This is a genomic window from Rhizobium sp. LARHSG275 (assembly GCF_052871115.1).
On the sequence record NZ_JBIXJN010000031.1, the window covers coordinates 41555 to 58606 of the forward strand.

The following is a 17052-nucleotide window of genomic DNA, read 5'->3' on the forward strand; positions in this document are numbered from 1 at the left end:
GCGGCGCGGGTGACAAAGCGTGTTAGTCGACTAACCATGCCTCCTCGTTGAGGCTCCAAGCGAACCTTCGAGAGAGGAATGGCCCTATGAGCCTCGACTACGAGAACGACGGTGATTTCAACGCAAGGCTTATAGATGAGGTGCTCTCGCAGTATCCGGATAAGACGGCCAAGCGCCGCAAAAAGCACCTTGGCGTCGCGAAGGGCAGAGAGGCAGCCGAGCAGGGCTCCGATGCGCTTTGCGAGACCGGAGTGAAATCCAACATCAAGTCTATTCCGGGGGTGATGACCGTCCGCGGCTGCGCTTATGCCGGCTCGAAGGGTGTCGTGTGGGGGCCGATCAAGGACATGGTCCATATATCGCATGGACCTGTCGGTTGTGGGCACTATTCCTGGTCGCAACGCCGCAACTATTACGTCGGTCTGACGGGCGTCGACGCCTTTGTCACCATGCAATTCACGTCTGACTTTCAAGAAAAGGATATTGTTTTTGGTGGCGACAAAAAGCTCGAGAAGCTCATCGATGAAGTTGAGGAACTGTTTCCACTGAACAATGGTGTCAGCTTGCAGTCCGAGTGTCCCATCGGACTGATCGGAGACGATATAGAAGCTGTGGCGCGCAAGAAGGCCAAGGAGCACAACAAAACGATCGTGCCGGTGCGATGCGAAGGGTTTCGTGGCGTGTCGCAATCGCTTGGCCATCATATCGCCAACGACGCGATACGCGACTGGGTTTTCGATAAGAAGGACACCTACTTCGAACCCAGCTTTTTCGACGTTAACGTCATAGGTGACTACAATATCGGCGGCGATGCGTGGGCTTCGCGCATTCTGCTGGAGGATATGGGGTTGCGCGTGGTCGGCAACTGGTCGGGAGATGCCACGCTCGCGGAAGTGGAGCGTGCACCAAAAGCGACGCTCAACCTTATTCACTGCTACCGGTCCATGAACTACATCGCTCGGCATATGGAGGAAAAGTACGGCATTCCATGGATGGAGTACAACTTTTTTGGTCCTTCCCAGATCGAAACCTCTTTGCGCAATATCGCCGCGTTTTTCGGGCCGGAGACCCAAGAGAGGGCCGAAGCACTCATCACTAGATACCAACCTCTCGTCCAGGCGGTGACGGAGAAGTACCGTCCGCGCCTTGATGGCAAAACTGTGATGCTCTACGTCGGCGGATTGCGCCCCCGCCATGTCATTACCGCCTACGAGGATCTCGGAATGGAGATCGTTGGTACAGGCTACGAATTTGGCCATGGCGACGATTACGAGCGCACCGGCCACTATGTCAAAAAGGGTACGCTTATCTACGATGATGTGACCGGCTACGAGCTCGAGAACTTCATCGAGGCCATTCGTCCGGACCTCGTCGGCTCGGGCATCAAAGAAAAATACCCCGTTCAAAAAATGGGCATACCGTTCCGTCAGATGCATTCCTGGGACTATTCGGGTCCGTATCACGGCTACGACGGCTTCGCCATTTTCGCCAGAGACATGGATCTTGCCATCAACAATCCGGTCTGGGGCCTCTACGACGCGCCATGGAAGGCAACGCACTACTGCGATGCTTACGGTGTCTGCAGTTGTGGCCTGGATGATGAATAATCTTTGCTGAGCGACAACATGTTAGACGTCCTCCAAAGTCCACGCAGCCGCACTCGCGGCGAATAAGGATGAAAACTATGCCGCAATCGGCCGAGAAAGTTCTCGATCATGTTCCTCTGTTCTGCGAGCCGGAATACGAGAAAATGTTTGCCCGCAAGAAGTTAAAGTTCGAATGTCCGCATCCGGATAAGGTCGTGTATGCGCAATCCGAATTCACCGAGACATGGGAGTATCGAGAAAAGAATCTGGCTCGCGAAGCGCTGGTCGTAAACCCTGCTAAGGCTTGTCAGCCGCTCGGCGCTGTTTTCGCAGCGGCTGGTTTCGAGCGGACGATGTCGTTTGTCCATGGGAGTCAGGGTTGCGTGGCTTACTACCGGTCGCACCTGTCACGCCACTTCAAGGAACCCTCGTCTGCAGTTTCGTCTTCGATGACAGAGGACGCGGCCGTATTCGGCGGATTGAAAAATATGATCGACGGGCTCGCCAACACCTACAAGCTCTACGACCCGAAGATGATTGCTGTCTCGACGACTTGCATGGCCGAAGTCATTGGGGATGATCTTCACGGCTTCATTGAAAATGCCAAAAATGAAGGCTCCGTTCCGGTCGATTTCAATGTGCCCTTCGCCCATACCCCAGCCTTCGTCGGCAGCCATGTCGATGGTTACGACAGCATGGTCAAAGGCATTCTGGAAAATTTCTGGAAGAGCACCGATCGCGTGCCGACGCCTGCACTCATCAACATTATTCCAGGCTTCGACGGTTTCTGCGTTGGCAACAATCGAGAAATAAAGCGCCTGCTCGACACGATGGGAGTCGCCTACGTTTTCCTTCAAGACGCCTCGGACCAGTTCGACACCCCTTCCGACGGCGAGTATCGCATGTATGACGGAGGAACAACGATCGAAGATGTGAAGGCAGCCAAACATGCGGAGGCGACAATATCGCTGCAACACTATAATACGCGCAAGACGTTGGACTATTGCCGCGAGCTTGGTCAGACGACTGCCTCGTTCCATTACCCGCTGGGCATAGGGGGCACGGACGAATTCCTGATGAAGATATCCGAGCTTTCCAAGAGGGAAATTCCCGAATCTATCGATCGCGATCGCGGTCGGTTGGTCGACGCTATGGCCGATAGTCAATCCTGGCTGCATGGGAAGAAATACGGTATCTACGGCGACCCGGACTTCGTCTACTCAATGGCGCGCTTCGTCATGGAAACCGGTGGCCAGCCCACACATTGCCTTGCCACCAACGGCACCGCAGCCTGGGAAGCGGAGATGAAGGAATTGCTCGCAACCACTCCCTTCGGCGGAGGTGCGCAGGTGTGGGCTGGCAAAGACCTCTGGGCAATGCGGTCGCTTCTGTTGACGGAACCAGTGGATCTGCTGATCGGCAATTCCTATGGCAAATATCTCGAGCGTGACACCGACACTCCACTCGTCCGGCTTACCTTTCCGATTTTCGACCGCCATCATCATCATCGCTTTCCTATCATGGGCTACCAAGGCGGATTGCGTCTTCTAACGGTTATTCTCGACAAGATCTTCGACACACTTGATGAGGAGACCATGTGGGACGTTTCCTACGACCTCACACGCTAAATGCTTGGCCGGCGCAGGCCGGCCATCCGCCGCTGCATTGGAAGGTTGCGCGATGTCATCGACCGAGAAACAAATGCGAGATGCCACCGACGAGATATTCCGCAGTAAGGAAACCAAGCGGGTATGTCACGAGGCGCCGCAGCAGGGACCAGCAGCCGGTGGTGGCTGTGCCTTTGACGGTGCTAAGGTCGTGTTGCAGCCGATCACTGATGTCGCGCATCTCGTCCACGCGCCGCTCGCGTGCGAGGGCAACTCCTGGGACAACCGGGGAGCCGCGTCGTCAGGTCCAGTACTTTGGCGCACAAGTTTCACCACTGATCTTACCGAACTCGAGATAGTGACGGGAGATAGTGAGCGGAAGCTTCTCAAGGCTATCCGGGAGATCAAAGAGGGGTATGCGCCGGCGGCAATCTTTGTCTACGGAACATGTGTCACCGAACTGATCGGTGACGACATCGCTGCGGTCTGCAGACACGCAGCACAGAAGTTCGCAATACCAGTGGTGCCGGTGAAGTCGCCGGGTTTCGGCGGTTCGAAAAACATCGGTAACCGGCTTGCCGGCGAGGCGCTGCTCGAGCACGTCATAGGCACGGTGGAGGTCGACGATCCAAGTCCATACGACATCAATATACTCGGCGAGTTCAATCTCTCAGGGGAATTCCGATTGGTGAAACCGCTTTTGGACCGACTTGGTATCCGTGTCCGCGCCTGCATTCCCGGCGACGCGCGCTTCGTGCAGGTGGCTTCCGCCCACCGCTCGCGTGCAGCTATGATGGTTTGCTCCACTGCTCTCATCAATCTTGCTCGCAAAATGGAAGAACGCTGGAACATTCCATTCTTCGAAGGCTCCTTCTACGGCATTTCCAGCACCTCTGAATCGCTGCGGCGGATCGCCCAACTGCTCGTAAAGAAAGGCGCAGGTTTCGCGTTGCTCCAACACGTCGAGGCTCTCTTAGCAGAAGAGGAGGAGAGGGCATGGAAAAAGCTGGAAGTGTATCGGCGCAGGCTTGAGGGGAAGCGCGTTCATCTGAACACCGGCGGGGTGAAATCCTGGTCCATCGTGCACGCACTGATCGAAATCGGCATGGAAATTGTCGGTACATCCGTCAGGAAATCGACGGCCAGGGACAAGGAGAGAATCAAGCAGATGCTTAAGGACGAAAACCACCTTCACCAATCGATGGCAGCGAGCGAGCTCTATGCGATGTTACGTGAACACAAGCCTGACATCATGCTGTCGGGCGGACGCACTCAGTTTGTCGCGCTTGAAGCGAAGATTGCCTGGCTCGATGTCAATCAGGAGCGCCAGCATGCTTACGCCGGCTACGAAGGCATGGTGGAGCTGGCACGCCAGATTGATTTGGCAATCCACAACCCCGTCTGGGCGCAGTTGCGCGAACCAGCGCCGTGGAAGCAATTCGTTACCACTGCGAGACCGGCGGAAGGATCGGTATTTATATCGAGGTCTGCCGCCGAGGCCGCAAGTGGCTTCCATTGAGGTAACAACTATGGCCCGTATTCTAACTCAAACAAAAGCGACAGCGGTTAACCCTCTAAAGTCGTCTCAACCAATGGGCGCTGCCATGGCCTTTTTGGGCATCGATGGCGCACTGCCAATCCTTCATGGCAGCCAGGGATGTACCAGTTTCGCGCTTGTGCTGCTCGTGAGGCATTTCAAGCATATGGTCCCGCTGCAGACTACTGCAATGGACCAGATGGCGACGGTGGTGGGCGGCGCCGAGTTTCTCGAGAAAGCTCTCGTTAAGCTAAAAGCTCGCACGTGGCCGCGGCTGATCGGGATCTGCACCACCGCCGTGGCGGAAACTCGCGACGAAGATATCGCAGGTGATATCATCAACGCCAAAGGCGCGCGCCCGAGAAAACTCGTTGATACTGAAGTGGTCCTCGCACGCACTCCCGACTTTGCAGGGGCGGTGGAGGAGGGGTGGTCGAAGGCCGTTACGGCTACGGTCGAGGCAATCACCCGGCCCGGGACGCAGGATCGCGATCCGGCGAAGGTCGTCATCCTGCCGGGCTCGAACATCACAGTTGCCGATGTAGAGCATTTGCGGGAAACGGTCGAGAGCTTCGGCTTAACACCCCTCATTTTGCCTGACGTGTCCGGCGGGCCTGAAGAAGCTGTCCGCGATCGATGGATTCCGATCGCACGCGGTGGCGCGAAGGTAGAGCTTATCCGCGATCTCGGGGCGGCAACACTGTGCATCGCCATCGGCGAACAGATGCGCCGACCGGCTGAAGCTTTGCAGGGTTTAACTGGATTGCCATACGTGATGTTCGGATCTCTCACGGGCCTGAATAACGCCGACCGTTTCGCCTGGCTTCTTGCAGCGATTTTGCGCGACAACGCGCCAATGGCTGTCCGTCGTGGCCGCATGCAGCTGCAGGAGGCGATGCTCAGTGGGCATTTTCATTTTGCAGGGAAGAAGGTCGCCATCGGCTCCGAACCGGACCAGCTCTTGCAGTTCGCGCAATTCTTTATCGGCATGGGGGCGGTCATTACAGCTGCGGTCACCACGACCGGGGACTCAAAGGCGCTGCAAATAGTACCAACCGATACGGTCAAGGTCGGTGATCTTGGTGACTTGGAAGAACTCGCCGTAGACGCTGATCTACTCGTCACGCACTCCCACGGCCGACAGGCCGCAGAACGCCTCGCAGTTCCGCTGATGCGAGTTGGTTTTCCTGTCTTCGACCGCATAGGCAGCCAGCATAAACTGAACATCCTTTATCGAGGAACGCGCGACATGATCTTCGAAGTCGCCAACATAGTTCAGGCGACTCAAGGTCTGCCACCCGCTCGCGCACCTCTCGAACCGTACTCATGAGGTGAGCACCGCCGGACCCTTTCATCCGTCGCTTACTCATCCTCGTCGCACGAGGCGCCGCTCCTGATTACTTCATCGGCAGCCACATTGAACTGAAGAAGAAAGGAGGCCGAAGGCGTGGAGACAATGCCACACCCATTCTAGTTCGCGATATAATACTTTCTCTCACATCGTTACGAAGAGAAATATTATCGGATCGAGCTGACGCCTTTGCCAATTCGTGGATCTAAGTTGAGGACCAAACTATGTCTTCCGTAAAAACCGTTAATATCACGAACTTTCAGTCCGAAGTTTTGGAATCGACAATGTTCGTTCTCGTCGATTTCTGCTCTCCTGGGTGTCGCCCGTGCGACATGATCGCCCCAATCCTCGAAGACATCGCCGTCGAGATGAAGGGCCTTGTCAAAGTCGTTAAGCTGAATACCGCTGAGAACCCGAAACTCGCTGCTCAATACCTTCAGCAACGCTTAATAAACGAAAAGTTCGCTGCCTTCGTAGTTCCCACCCTTGTAATCTTCAATGGCCGGAAGGTCGTCGACACTTTGGAGGGCTTCCAGCCGAAGTCCGATATCGAAAAGTGGATATGTCGAACGGTAGCTGATTACTCATGATGTGAATGGACAAGCAGAGCAACCGGCAAACCGCCCTGGGTTTGCCGGAGGCTCCAACTTCTGAGAAAAGGGAGCCGACATGAGCAAGACAACGAACAAGGTTTCAGCGGAAGTCCGCGAGCGTGCGATCCGCTGTTGCTGGTGGGAGGCTGCGCCTGAGCCGGTCAAGAGTCCGTGGGTGCGTGGTGCCTTCAACGCCTGCACCATGGCATCACACGATCTGCCCAGCGTCCTCATGAAATATCAAATCTACGGATCGAAAAGGCCGCTCTCGAAGTCAACGAGAGTGCCGAACAACTCAAGCGCGACAGACCAACCGTACCGTTTAGTGCGCCTGGTTGTTGCTGTGGTCAGCTCGTAACGGCAGCCGGCAAGAATCATCTGCCGGACTGTCTTCCGGTCGGCCTCCACAAACGGTCCCACAGTGGCGGCTTTGCCGGAGGCACATGACGCGCAATGTGGGGCAGTATCTGGCTGAAATACGTGACGTCTCACTCAGTCTGACACCTTCACGACGCGCGTTTCGTCAGATCAATTCGACAACGCATCAACACGTGCATCAAACGGCGCTCAACTCTGGTAACAGGAAAGTTCATGCACTGGGTCAACGTCAATTTCAACAACTTCCAGTTAGAAGTTCGGGAATCCCCATTACCTGTTATCCTTCACCTTTGGGCTGAAGGCTGCGGCCCATGCGACACGATTGCTCAGATCCTAGAAGAAATTGCCGTCGAGATGAAAGGCAGAATCAAAGTCGCCAAGCTGGATCTCGGTAAGAACAGGGAACTCGCCGCGCAATTTGGTATGCATTTTATTCCGATCGTAGCTTTCTTCAAGGGGGGCATAGTCAACGATTTCTTTGTCGGTGCCCCGCAGAAATCCGCTATTGTGAAGTGGGTACATAAAACTTTGCTGACTAGCTCGTGAAGCACAGGTGGAGCAACCGTAGGCGAGAGTTTAAATGCGGGAGATTGAGGCGGTCCGACCGTACGGACGATGAAGGTTCTGTAGATGGCGAGCAAAGGCTGGCCTTGCATTATTGCAATCGTTCACCCCGAAGGCAGCTGTATCAATGTGTTGACCACGGGTTCCGCGGCACACCCAATGGGACGGGCATAGGCGAAGTCACGGCGCCCGGTGGTATTAGCAGGTGAGGCAATATGAGCAGTTTCTCAATTCGCAGACATCACAGCTGGCGTCCTGGCATCTTCGAAGCCAGGGGAGCGCGCGCACGGGATCAATGCCAACCTCCTGCATAAAAAACGGATAAAGCAGCCCCGCGTGCCGCGGTCGTTTTTATCGGCGTTCATCCCGGTTCACTTCAGCCGGACCGTACCCGAAGGCAATGATCACCGCGCCCTCCTGGAGCTACAGAAATGACGACTTGGGTTCATTCGCACTCCGTCGCCAAATTGGCCGTCGAAGTTCGCTTCCTGATTTGGCGACGACCATATGGTCGATCCCATTCGGCTCCGCAAGAACATTCAGTCTTGCTAGACTATTTTGTATTGCTCGTCAGATCGTCTCCCATCAGTATTTGTCCATAGTGAATTTCTCTAGGTCTGTGAGCTGGCAGGACCGTCAAATGCCGGGGCTAAACACTCGGTACGTGCGACGGTTTCTGCGCATAGTTTCGTCTCCGGGCGATCCTTGATGCGCAATTGCAGTAGCTTAATGCCGAGGGGCAAAGCCAAGCCACTCGGCTTTCTCAACGATCAGGTGAAACGGATCGAGCTTCACGTGAATACCGCCTTTCCAATCACCGGCGTGGAGGGTACGGCCATCTCGCGAGGCTCGAGAGGCACGCCGCCATGCGCGATGTGACCTGCAGCGGTTGCGAGCGCAAAAGCCTCGGCGATGGCGGCGGGATCGCCTGCGCCGGCAACGGCGGTGTTGAGAAGAACGGCATCATAACCGTACTCCATCACGGCAGCAGCATGAGACGGGCGGCCGATGCCGGCATCGACGATGAGCGGCACATCCGGAAAATGCGCTCGGAATGCCCGCAGCGCCATCGGGTTCACCGGTCCCATGGCGGAGCCGATTGGCGCACACCACGGCATCAGGATTTGGCAGCCGGCTTCCAGCAGCCTTTCGGCCACGACAAGGTCGTCGGTCGTATAGGGGAACACCTGAAAGCCCTCGCCATTCAGGATGCGAGCCGCTTCGACAAGGCCAAAGACGTCAGGCTGCAGCGTATCGTGGTGACCGATCACTTCGAGCTTGATCCAGTCGGTATGGAAGACTTCGCGCGCCATTCTCGCCGTCAGCACGGCCTCTTGCACGCTGTGACATCCGGCCGTATTCGGCAGCACACGCACGCCAAGCTTGCGGATCAGCTCGAAGAAGGCGCCGCCCGCTTTGCCGCCGGCAGTTTCGCGGCGAAGTGAAACGGTGACAATCTCGGTCTTTGAGCGCTTCACCGCTTCTGCAAGGACAGCTGGAGACGGATAGCGGGCTGTGCCGAGCAGCAGGCGGGAGTGGACTTCAACATCATAAAGTTTCAGCATCTCAGCCTCCTTGCATGGGTGAGAGTATTTCGATGCGGTCGCGCTCGCCGAGCCTGAATTGGGCGCGGTCCTCGCGGTGCACCAGCTCGCCGTTCACTGCAGTTGCCATCCATTCGCCTTCGCAGTCCAGAGCGAGAAGAAGATCTGCGAGCGTTGTGGCCGCGACCTCCTGTTCCTCACCATTGATGATGTAGGTCATGATGCCCTCCTATCCGGTTGCTTGCCTTCTTCAAGAAGAAGCCGCGCCACCTCGCCTGCTATGGCCGGCGCCAGCAGAAAACCGTGGCGGTAGAGGCCATTGACATGGAAGGTGCGCCCCTGCTGCGTCACACGCGGCAGATTGTCGGGATAAGCTGGCCGCACGCCCGCGCCAGTTTCCGTGACCCCTGCCTCGCCGAACACAGGATTGAGCGTGTAGGCGGCATTCAGCAACTCCATCAGCGAACGCGCGGTAATCGGGCCGGTATCGTCATTTTCGATCATCGTCGCCCCGATCATGAAGCGATGTCTTTCGCGCGGCACGATATAGATGGGGTGGCGCGGATGCAGCAGGCGAACGGGACGAGAGAGCGTTGTCTCGCTCGTTTCGACGCAGAGCATCTCTCCGCGAACACCGCGCAATCCGGGCAGCTGGCCGATCTGGGCAGCCCCGGTGCAGTCGATCACGCGATCATAATGGGCAATGTCAGCATTGTGCGTGGCGCCGAGTGTCAGACGCATGCGGGCTTCCTCGAGTCCGGAGGCCAGCCCCGAGAGTGCCTGTCGCGGATCGAGATGCGCTTCATGTCGAAAGAACAGTGCCCTACGGAAACGGCCTGCGAGATCAGGTTCAAGAGACGCGATCGCCTGCTCGTCCAGCCATTCCCATCCGCTTGTCCGGTGGGAAAAGCGGTCGAGTTCGCCGGCATCGCGCCCGGCCGCCACGACAAGTGTTCCCCGGCGATGGACATGGCCGGGCAATGCCGCCTCCCACCAATCGGCGGCAAGACGGCCGAGCGCCAGTACCGGCTCCTCTGCGCTTTCCCGTTCGCACCATGGCGCCAGCATGCCGCCGGCAAAGCCGGAAGCGCCAGCCCCGACCTTGTCGGCATGTTCAGTGACACTGACCCGGAGACCGTGCCGGTAGAGCTGCCAGGCAACGGTGAGGCCGGCAACGCCGGCTCCCTTGACGAGAATGTGCATCGTCATTCTCCGGTTGGCGTTTTCGCCGCTTCGGCGATCGGCATGTAGAGATCGCCGCCATCGCGATACCTCGCGGCCATGGCTTCCAGCCCTTCTTTCTGGGCTTCGGCACGAATGTCGTGGGAAATTCGCATGGAACAGAATTTCGGGCCGCACATCGAGCAGAAATGCGCCACCTTATGGGCTTCCTTAGGCAGCGTCTCGTCGTGGAAGCTGCGGGCAGTTTCGGGGTCCAGCGAGAGGTTGAACTGATCCTCCCAGCGGAATTCGAAACGGGCACGCGAGAGCGCATCATCGCGCAGCTGTGCTGCCGGATGCCCCTTGGCGAGATCAGCCGCGTGAGCCGCTATCTTGTAGGTGATAACGCCGGTCTTGACGTCATTGCGATCGGGAAGACCGAGATGCTCCTTCGGCGTGACGTAGCAGAGCATCGCGGTGCCGAACCAGCCGATCATGGCTGCGCCTATTCCAGAGGTGATGTGATCGTAGCCTGGTGCGATATCGGTCGTCAGCGGCCCAAGCGTATAGAAAGGTGCCTCGCCGCAGACCTCGAGCTGCTTGTCCATGTTCTCCTTGATCTTGTGCATCGGCACATGGCCGGGGCCCTCGATCATAACCTGGCAGTCTTTCGCCCAGGCGATCTTGGTCAGCTCTCCCAGTATTTCCAGTTCGGCGAATTGCGCTGCGTCGTTGGCATCGGCGATGGAGCCAGGGCGCAGGCCGTCGCCGAGCGAGAAGGAAACGTCATAGGCGCGGCAGATGTCGCAGATCTCCTCGAAATGTTCGTATAGGAAGCTTTCGCGATGATGATGGAGACACCACTTCGCCATGATCGAACCGCCGCGCGAGACGATGCCAGTAACACGATTGACAGTCAGCGGGATATAGGCGAGCCGCACGCCGGCGTGGATGGTGAAGTAGTCGACACCCTGCTCGGCCTGCTCGATCAGCGTGTCACGATAGACCTCCCAGGTCAGGTTCTCGGCAATGCCCTCGACCTTCTCCAGCGCCTGATAGAGCGGCACGGTACCGATCGGCACCGGCGAATTGCGGATGATCCATTCGCGGATGTTGTGGATGTTGCGGCCGGTGGAGAGATCCATGACCGTGTCAGCGCCCCAGCGGGTCGCCCAGACCATTTTCTCGACTTCTTCCGCCATCGACGAGGTGACAGCCGAGTTGCCGATATTGGCGTTGATCTTCACCAGGAAATTCCGGCCGATGATCATCGGCTCGGCTTCGGGATGGTTGATGTTGGCGGGGATGATTGCCCGACCCGCCGCCACTTCCTGCCGGACGAAATCCGCCGTCACATGGTCCGGAATGTGCGCGCCGAAGCTTTCGCCGTCGCGGACCATCGCATCCGCGTGCACCTTGCGGCCAAGGTTTTCGCGTATAGCGATGAACTCCATTTCCGGCGTGATGATACCAGCCCTCGCATAGGCGAACTGGGTGACGGCCTTGCCGTCCTTCGCGCACAGCGGCTGGCGTAGCGTGGGAAATTCGGGCGTCAGCCTTTCGCCGCTGGCGAAGCCGTTGTCTTCGGGACGGACATGGCGGCCCTGATACGCCACGACGTCGCCGCGGGCGAGAACCCAGTCGCGTCGCAGTGAGGGCAGCCCCTGTTCGATACGGATCTCGGCGCCCTCGATCGTATAGGGGCCGGAGGAGTCGTAGACGACGACGGGCTGCTCGCCCGATGTCGGATGCAGGCTAATTTCGCGCATCGGCACGCAAATTTCGGGATGGACTTCTCCCCGAATGTAGATTTTCTTGGATGCCGGCAAGGGGCCGGTGGTGACGGTTGGGGTGCCTGCGATATTCATGGTTTGAGGCTCCAAGTTTTCGATTGGAGACCCAGTCCTCAGCCGGAATGATGAAAAGACGCCGGCACGGATTCCACGCGTGAATCCACTGCCTTGGAGCGCTTGCACCGTCCCTACGCCAGTATGAACTGGATCAGGTTCAACGGGTCACTGCGCGCGATAGCAGTATCTCAGCCCCTTGCCGGGACCCCCCTGGTGAATGCGAAAATGGGTAGAGGGTTGCCGAGGTACTGTCAAGCGACGATCCGCGGTGGCTTGGGATGCAGGTTACACTCACGCGCGTGCCATTGTGACAGCTAGGTCACGGTCGCGAAGCATGTGACTGGTCCTGCGGCCATTCCATAAGATTGCATGCATCGTTCATTCTCCGTGCGGAGCGTCATTGCCCTGAGCTGCAGTGCTTGACACTGATCAAGATGACTCGCGTTCACCCGTTCTCTTTCGAAAAATGAATTGGATGGCCGTCGCACAAGCTCTATCGAGAAAGCAACCGCGGAACTGGAAAGTCTAGCACATTATCCGTGTAGCTTTCGACCACGGCGCTAAACGGCGTTCCGTCTCGAAGTTTAAGGACGGCACGATGTTCGAGCAGGAACGGCGGCAGGCTAAGGGAACTTGTTTCATGCGCTGTTAAGCCGTCCATGTCCCAGCCTTCGGATAGGGGGGACCAGAGCAACGTGGCAGACAGGTTTGTGCGAGTGAAATTAAGAGCCTGAACGGCTCTGCCAAACGCGATATCGCTGGTCTTCAAAGCCCGATTCATCTCTGCAGTTAATTTTGCGGGTACATACCAATTGTCGGCTTCCGACAAGACGCGGTCGCCGCAGACCAGGCGGACACGGCGATAAGCGACCAGCTCACCGGGTCCGACGGTCAGAAGTTCACGGACGTGCTCGTCGGCCGGCTTGTCTTGCCCGCGGACACGCTGTGCTACGATCTTGGAACCTTCCGGCGCGAGCTTATGCGCCGCGCACCAGCGGTCAAGGGTCAACGTAGCACTGGCGTTGCTCAGGAGAGCGGCATTCAAGGTCTGGAGGACCGCAAGCGCTTCTACTCGAGATCCCGGCGTGTTCAGCCACTGAGACCGCGTGGACGATCCTTGTGAAAAAGCAATCTGCGTGCCCAGCACCATGCCGACCGCTGCAAGTCCGGCGATGCGGATGCATTTCAAAGAAGATAATAACACTGAAAATGAACTCCTTTTCTGCGGCAGATTTGATGGGCGAACTGTGCGGGTCAAATTTTGTGATTTTGGTAGGCGAGCATTGCTTCCTGCAGCAAGGTTTGAACTGCGCCTTGCGTGTACCGGATAAGGGCCAGGTTATCGATTGACTGCTTACCACCTTTCGATGTTCTTAGCCTTATTGGCCCGCACCTGTGAAGCCTAGGCCCAAGCTGTCCTTCGCTTGCATCGCATCGATATCGTCGATGACAACCTCCACCCCCGCGCGCCGAGCTGTTGTTGGAGTTTGAAACCGATGGCGACTGCGTCGGCGATTTCACCCTGGAATTTGGAAACAAGACTGACTCTTAAATCGGGAACGTGGCGGCCCGTCCGAACTCTCCGAGTTCTATACACTCGTAACCCTCACCTACGGATTTTAGCGCCTTTGTCGTCCTCCTCGCTCTTTGCGAAATGTTCATGTCGTTGGATTGGATAAAAGAGGTCGCAGCCGTAAGCCCAATCCAAGAGCAATTGTTGAAAAAGGGTCTTCTTCTTCGACGCAGAGTCCTTCTGCCGGTGGTCGACGGCCGCTGCCCGCAAACGCGAGTCGGCAAGGTACTTGTCTGATTTCTTGTTGCGCTCCATGCCATCGTGCTCCTTGTGTAAACCTGCCGGCGATGATGTCGCCTGCAAGGGTTCAGCTTCATAGGAAAAAGTCTGTCCTGTTGTGATATCGGAAGCCGAGTTGCGGGACATTTGATGAAGTTGATACATAAAGCAACGTACTCGATAGGATATACTTTCTGTTATAACGCCAATTATCGAATATAAGAATTCGTACTGGTGGTAAAACAGTAGGTTATAAGAATATAAGTTCGCATATATTATTGCATATATTGCACTTCCTTTCTTTGGCTGCAACCGTCAAGACCACTTTGTCGTCCACCGCTCTACGGCTGAAGCAATCAACTGCACGATATGGAGCGCCGCCTCAGTCTCCGATCGTGGAGGGAATGATCGCGGCCCAGGCATCCCGGTCAGACGAAAACGGCGCGGCAAACGGATCGCCGCCGAAGACGCCTAGAAGGGCAACCTCGCGTTCTCCTTGACTTCCTTCATCACGAAGAAAGTGCGCGTCTGGCGCACGCCCGGCAGGGCGATTAGCTTCTGGCCGTGCAGCTTGTTGAAATCGGCCATGTCACGGACGCGGATTTTCAGGAGGTAATCGAAATCTCCGGCTACCAGACTGCAGTCCAGCACTTCCTTCAGCTCCATGACAGCGCCCTCGAATGCGCCAAAGCTCTCAGGTGTGGAGCGATCCAATACCACGCCAACCATCACCATCGCGCTGAGGCCGACGGCGCTCGGCGCGACCTCCGCCCGAACGCCGGTGATGTAGCCCTCCTCGAAAAGGCGCTGAGTTCGCCTATGGCAAGTTGCAGCGCTGACATTCACGCGCTCGGCAAGATCGGCATTGCTGAGCCGGCCCTCCGATTGAAGAGCGCGTAAAATCTTGAGGTCTATTCCGTCAAAATCCACTGTGGAAGAAACTTTCATATTGGATCTCACAATTGAAGAAGTGGTGTATGATAGCGAAAATTGATCTCAATCGAGAAAGTTCTTGCAGGAAAATTAGAGAGCACCTTTCAAAAGATATCAGCTAGCCTTGTGCCACGAATCGGTACGGAGGCCCTGATTGATGTCATTGTTGGAAAAGTTCGAACGTTACCCGCTCACCTTCGGCCCGACTCCGATCGAGCACTTGCCACGGCTTACTGCGGCGCTGGGCGGCAAGGTCGAGATCTATGCCAAGCGCGACGACTGCAATTCGGGCCTCGCGATGGGCGGCAATAAGCTCAGGAAGCTCGAATATATCGTGCCCGACGCGATCGCCTCCGGCGCAGATACGCTGGTGTCGATCGGCGGAGTCCAGTCGAACCATACGCGGATGGTGGCTGCGACTGCGGCGAAGATTGGCATGAAATGTGTCGTCATCCAGGAGAAATGGGTGCCGCACTACGATGCGATCTATGACCGTGTCGGCAATATATTGATGACGAGACTGATGGGCGCCGACAGCCGGCTAGTCGACGCTGGGTTCGACATCGGCATCCGCAAGAGCTGGGAGGACGCGATTCAGTCGGTGGAGGACGCGGGCGGCAAGCCCTATGCGATCCCGGCTGGCGCTTCGGTACATAAGTTCGGAGCCCTCGGCTATGTCGGCTTCGCCGAGGAAGTCGCGGCACAGGAGAAGGACCTAGGCTTCACCTTCGACTACATCATTGTCTGCGTTGTCACCGGTTCGACCCAGGGCGGAATGATCGTCGGCTTCGCCGCAATGGACAGGGCTGACAGAGTCATTGGCATTGATGCCTCGGGCACACTCCAGCAGACCCGGGATCAGGTGCGAAAAATCGTCGACGCGACCTCAGAACTCGTGAACCTTGGCCGGTCGGTGCGTGAAGACGAGATCGTCATCAACCCTGACTATGCCTATCCCTCTTATGGAGTGCCCTCAGAGGAGACAAATGAGGCGATCCGACTCGCGGCGCGCACCGAGGCGATGATCACCGACCCTGTTTATGAGGGAAAGTCGATGCAGGGGATGATCGATCTTGCGCGAAAGGGCTTCTTCCCCGAGGGCTCTAAGGTGCTCTACGCCCATCTCGGCGGCGCCCCGGCAATCAACGGCTACAGCTATTACTACAGGGACGGCTGATTGGTGCCGTCAGGTTAACCGGCCGCGAACAGGTGGATAATTGCAGTCGAGACTATATAGATCCGCACTTCCTGAACGCAATTTCGCGTCAACGATGAAAGATCCATGCGGAATCGGTTTCTTGATGCGGCGCGGGCATCTCAACGCGTCATTGTCCACCCCCGCCTAAACCGTCGCGTAAGTGCGGGGAGTGACCCGTTTGGCCGAGGCGCTTCGCCTCTTTACTGGCAGGCAGTCAGACCGCCCGGATTTTGAATGGGGGCGAAACCGACGCCGTCGATTGTGTTGTCGTTGCGGGCAATGAAGCAGTAATTGTCATTGGCATGGGGAGCTGCAACGACGCATGAGTTTGCCCCCGCCGGAATGACATAGGTGTCCAATCCGTTGATCGCAAAGACCGAGGCTGTTCCATTCGGATGGGGTACCGGCTGCTTGGTGAACAGGATGGCATTCTGTGGTGGCGCGACTGCGATAGGCTGATGGTTCCGGCAATCGGACGAAAAGACGAGTTGTGCTGCCGCGGGTATAGCGGTTACGACAATGGAGGAGATGGCAATGAGAAGTCTTGCAGCCATCTTGCCGCGAGGACCTGTTTGGCCGGTGAACTTCGTTGTGATGCGTGACATGGCTATTCTCCTGATTGCAAGGATTGAGGGGATTGCTCAAGCGTCTGTGATGATCCTAATTCTGAGTCTATGGTCCTCCTGTCGCCGAAAAGGTCCCGTTGGCATTGTAGGTCACGATGTACGTTGCGTAGCCGGTGGTGAAATCGCAGCAGGCGGCGTCGCTCTCGTCGTAAGCCACTGTGCTTCCGACCGGCTGGTAGCCCATCTTCACGAAAAAGATTTGCTTCGGTATGCAGTTCATGACGGCATTGGGGACAGGAGCGACGAAGCTCGAGAGTATGACCGCCTGATTGTTGTTCAGTGCGACGACGCCGCAATAGAGTTCGGGATGCGGCAACGGCGTATAGGAAGGC

16 protein-coding genes, 1 pseudogene and 1 riboswitch are annotated in these 17052 nt (G+C 56.9%); of the genes and pseudogenes, 8 read left to right on the forward strand and 9 right to left on the reverse strand.

Features of this window, described 5'->3' with window-relative positions; all coding sequences use genetic code 11:
• Window positions 1–86 precede the first annotated feature (86 nt).
• The 7 genes from nifD (at window position 87) to ACIPSK_RS30285 (ending at window position 7598) form a co-directional block, all read left to right on the forward strand.
• A complete protein-coding gene (gene nifD, locus ACIPSK_RS30255; protein WP_003563194.1) occupies window positions 87–1607 on the forward strand; it encodes a nitrogenase molybdenum-iron protein alpha chain in 1521 nt (506 codons plus the stop codon).
• 77 nt (window positions 1608–1684) lie between these two features.
• On the forward strand, window positions 1685–3214 hold the full coding sequence (nifK, locus tag ACIPSK_RS30260) for a nitrogenase molybdenum-iron protein subunit beta (RefSeq protein ID WP_017968955.1): 1530 nt from the start codon (window positions 1685–1687) through the stop codon (window positions 3212–3214).
• 52 nt (window positions 3215–3266) lie between these two features.
• Window positions 3267–4712: a nitrogenase iron-molybdenum cofactor biosynthesis protein NifE gene (gene nifE, locus ACIPSK_RS30265; RefSeq protein WP_017968954.1), complete on the forward strand. Its 1446-nt coding sequence runs from the start codon at window positions 3267–3269 to the stop codon at window positions 4710–4712.
• A 10-nt stretch (window positions 4713–4722) separates the two neighbouring features.
• Window positions 4723–6060 carry a nitrogenase iron-molybdenum cofactor biosynthesis protein NifN gene (gene nifN / locus ACIPSK_RS30270; RefSeq protein WP_446533095.1) on the forward strand — a complete coding sequence of 446 codons (1338 nt, stop codon included), beginning with the start codon at window positions 4723–4725 and terminating at the stop codon, window positions 6058–6060.
• 245 nt (window positions 6061–6305) lie between these two features.
• Window positions 6306–6671, forward strand: coding sequence for a thioredoxin family protein (locus tag ACIPSK_RS30275; protein WP_017968952.1), 366 nt, complete (start codon window positions 6306–6308; stop codon window positions 6669–6671).
• Window positions 6672–6750: 79 nt separating this feature from the next.
• Window positions 6751–7032: a hypothetical protein gene (locus tag ACIPSK_RS30280; RefSeq protein WP_157386395.1), complete on the forward strand. Its 282-nt coding sequence runs from the start codon at window positions 6751–6753 to the stop codon at window positions 7030–7032.
• Window positions 7033–7265: 233 nt separating this feature from the next.
• Entirely contained in the window at window positions 7266–7598 is a 333-nt protein-coding gene (locus ACIPSK_RS30285; RefSeq protein WP_162118137.1) for a thioredoxin family protein, read from the forward strand.
• Between the two features lie 809 nt (window positions 7599–8407).
• Here the strand turns inward: ACIPSK_RS30285 and ACIPSK_RS30290 are convergent.
• The 7 genes from ACIPSK_RS30290 to ACIPSK_RS30320 all read right to left on the reverse strand — a co-directional run bounded on the left by ACIPSK_RS30290 (window position 8408) and on the right by ACIPSK_RS30320 (window position 14911).
• The gene (locus ACIPSK_RS30290; RefSeq protein WP_017968949.1) at window positions 8408–9181 is read right to left on the reverse strand and encodes a thiazole synthase; all 774 of its coding nucleotides are present in this window, start codon (window positions 9179–9181) and stop codon (window positions 8408–8410) included.
• A 1-nt stretch (window position 9182) separates the two neighbouring features.
• Window positions 9183–9380, reverse strand: coding sequence for a sulfur carrier protein ThiS (gene thiS / locus ACIPSK_RS30295; RefSeq protein WP_003563180.1), 198 nt, complete (start codon window positions 9378–9380; stop codon window positions 9183–9185).
• Entirely contained in the window at window positions 9377–10363 is a 987-nt protein-coding gene (gene thiO, locus ACIPSK_RS30300) for a glycine oxidase ThiO (protein ID WP_017968948.1), read from the reverse strand. Before thiO ends, thiS begins: the two co-directional genes overlap by 4 nt.
• 2 nt (window positions 10364–10365) lie before the next feature.
• Entirely contained in the window at window positions 10366–12189 is a 1824-nt protein-coding gene (gene thiC / locus ACIPSK_RS30305; protein WP_017968947.1) for a phosphomethylpyrimidine synthase ThiC, read from the reverse strand.
• A gap of 92 nt (window positions 12190–12281) precedes the next feature.
• Window positions 12282–12393: riboswitch (TPP riboswitch) on the reverse strand.
• 271 nt (window positions 12394–12664) lie between these two features.
• A complete protein-coding gene (locus tag ACIPSK_RS30310; RefSeq protein WP_017968946.1) occupies window positions 12665–13321 on the reverse strand; it encodes a hypothetical protein in 657 nt (218 codons plus the stop codon).
• Between the two features lie 456 nt (window positions 13322–13777).
• Complete coding sequence (locus ACIPSK_RS30315) at window positions 13778–14128, reverse strand: hypothetical protein (protein WP_245268465.1); 351 nt, start codon at window positions 14126–14128, stop codon at window positions 13778–13780.
• 306 nt (window positions 14129–14434) lie between these two features.
• On the reverse strand, window positions 14435–14911 hold the full coding sequence (locus ACIPSK_RS30320; RefSeq protein ID WP_017968944.1) for an Lrp/AsnC family transcriptional regulator: 477 nt from the start codon (window positions 14909–14911) through the stop codon (window positions 14435–14437).
• A 142-nt stretch (window positions 14912–15053) separates the two neighbouring features.
• Between ACIPSK_RS30320 and ACIPSK_RS30325 the strand changes: the two genes are divergently transcribed.
• Window positions 15054–16073 carry a 1-aminocyclopropane-1-carboxylate deaminase gene (locus ACIPSK_RS30325; protein ID WP_017968943.1) on the forward strand — a complete coding sequence of 340 codons (1020 nt, stop codon included), beginning with the start codon at window positions 15054–15056 and terminating at the stop codon, window positions 16071–16073.
• Window positions 16074–16294: 221 nt separating this feature from the next.
• Here the strand turns inward: ACIPSK_RS30325 and ACIPSK_RS30330 are convergent, their stop codons facing one another.
• Complete coding sequence (locus ACIPSK_RS30330) at window positions 16295–16699, reverse strand: hypothetical protein (RefSeq protein ID WP_017968942.1); 405 nt, start codon at window positions 16697–16699, stop codon at window positions 16295–16297.
• Window positions 16700–16766: 67 nt separating this feature from the next.
• Window positions 16767–17052: pseudogene (locus ACIPSK_RS30335) on the reverse strand (hypothetical protein); the annotation flags it as partial.

Bases quoted from the DNA above. Each gene is read 5' to 3' on its own strand.
- nifD (WP_003563194.1), top strand. From the start codon at position 87: ATGAGCCTCGACTACGAGAACGACGGTGATTTCAACGCAAGGCTTATA.
- nifK (WP_017968955.1), top strand. From the start codon at position 1,685: ATGCCGCAATCGGCCGAGAAAGTTCTCGATCATGTTCCTCTGTTCTGC.
- nifE (WP_017968954.1), top strand. From the start codon at position 3,267: ATGTCATCGACCGAGAAACAAATGCGAGATGCCACCGACGAGATATTC.
- nifN (WP_446533095.1), top strand. From the start codon at position 4,723: ATGGCCCGTATTCTAACTCAAACAAAAGCGACAGCGGTTAACCCTCTA.
- ACIPSK_RS30275 (WP_017968952.1), top strand. From the start codon at position 6,306: ATGTCTTCCGTAAAAACCGTTAATATCACGAACTTTCAGTCCGAAGTT.
- ACIPSK_RS30280 (WP_157386395.1), top strand. From the start codon at position 6,751: ATGAGCAAGACAACGAACAAGGTTTCAGCGGAAGTCCGCGAGCGTGCG.
- ACIPSK_RS30285 (WP_162118137.1), top strand. From the start codon at position 7,266: ATGCACTGGGTCAACGTCAATTTCAACAACTTCCAGTTAGAAGTTCGG.
- ACIPSK_RS30290 (WP_017968949.1), bottom strand. From the start codon at position 9,181: ATGCTGAAACTTTATGATGTTGAAGTCCACTCCCGCCTGCTGCTCGGC.
- thiS (WP_003563180.1), bottom strand. From the start codon at position 9,380: ATGACCTACATCATCAATGGTGAGGAACAGGAGGTCGCGGCCACAACG.
- thiO (WP_017968948.1), bottom strand. From the start codon at position 10,363: ATGCACATTCTCGTCAAGGGAGCCGGCGTTGCCGGCCTCACCGTTGCC.
- thiC (WP_017968947.1), bottom strand. From the start codon at position 12,189: ATGAATATCGCAGGCACCCCAACCGTCACCACCGGCCCCTTGCCGGCA.
- ACIPSK_RS30310 (WP_017968946.1), bottom strand. From the start codon at position 13,321: ATGGTGCTGGGCACGCAGATTGCTTTTTCACAAGGATCGTCCACGCGG.
- ACIPSK_RS30315 (WP_245268465.1), bottom strand. From the start codon at position 14,128: ATGTATCAACTTCATCAAATGTCCCGCAACTCGGCTTCCGATATCACA.
- ACIPSK_RS30320 (WP_017968944.1), bottom strand. From the start codon at position 14,911: ATGAAAGTTTCTTCCACAGTGGATTTTGACGGAATAGACCTCAAGATT.
- ACIPSK_RS30325 (WP_017968943.1), top strand. From the start codon at position 15,054: ATGTCATTGTTGGAAAAGTTCGAACGTTACCCGCTCACCTTCGGCCCG.
- ACIPSK_RS30330 (WP_017968942.1), bottom strand. From the start codon at position 16,699: ATGTCACGCATCACAACGAAGTTCACCGGCCAAACAGGTCCTCGCGGC.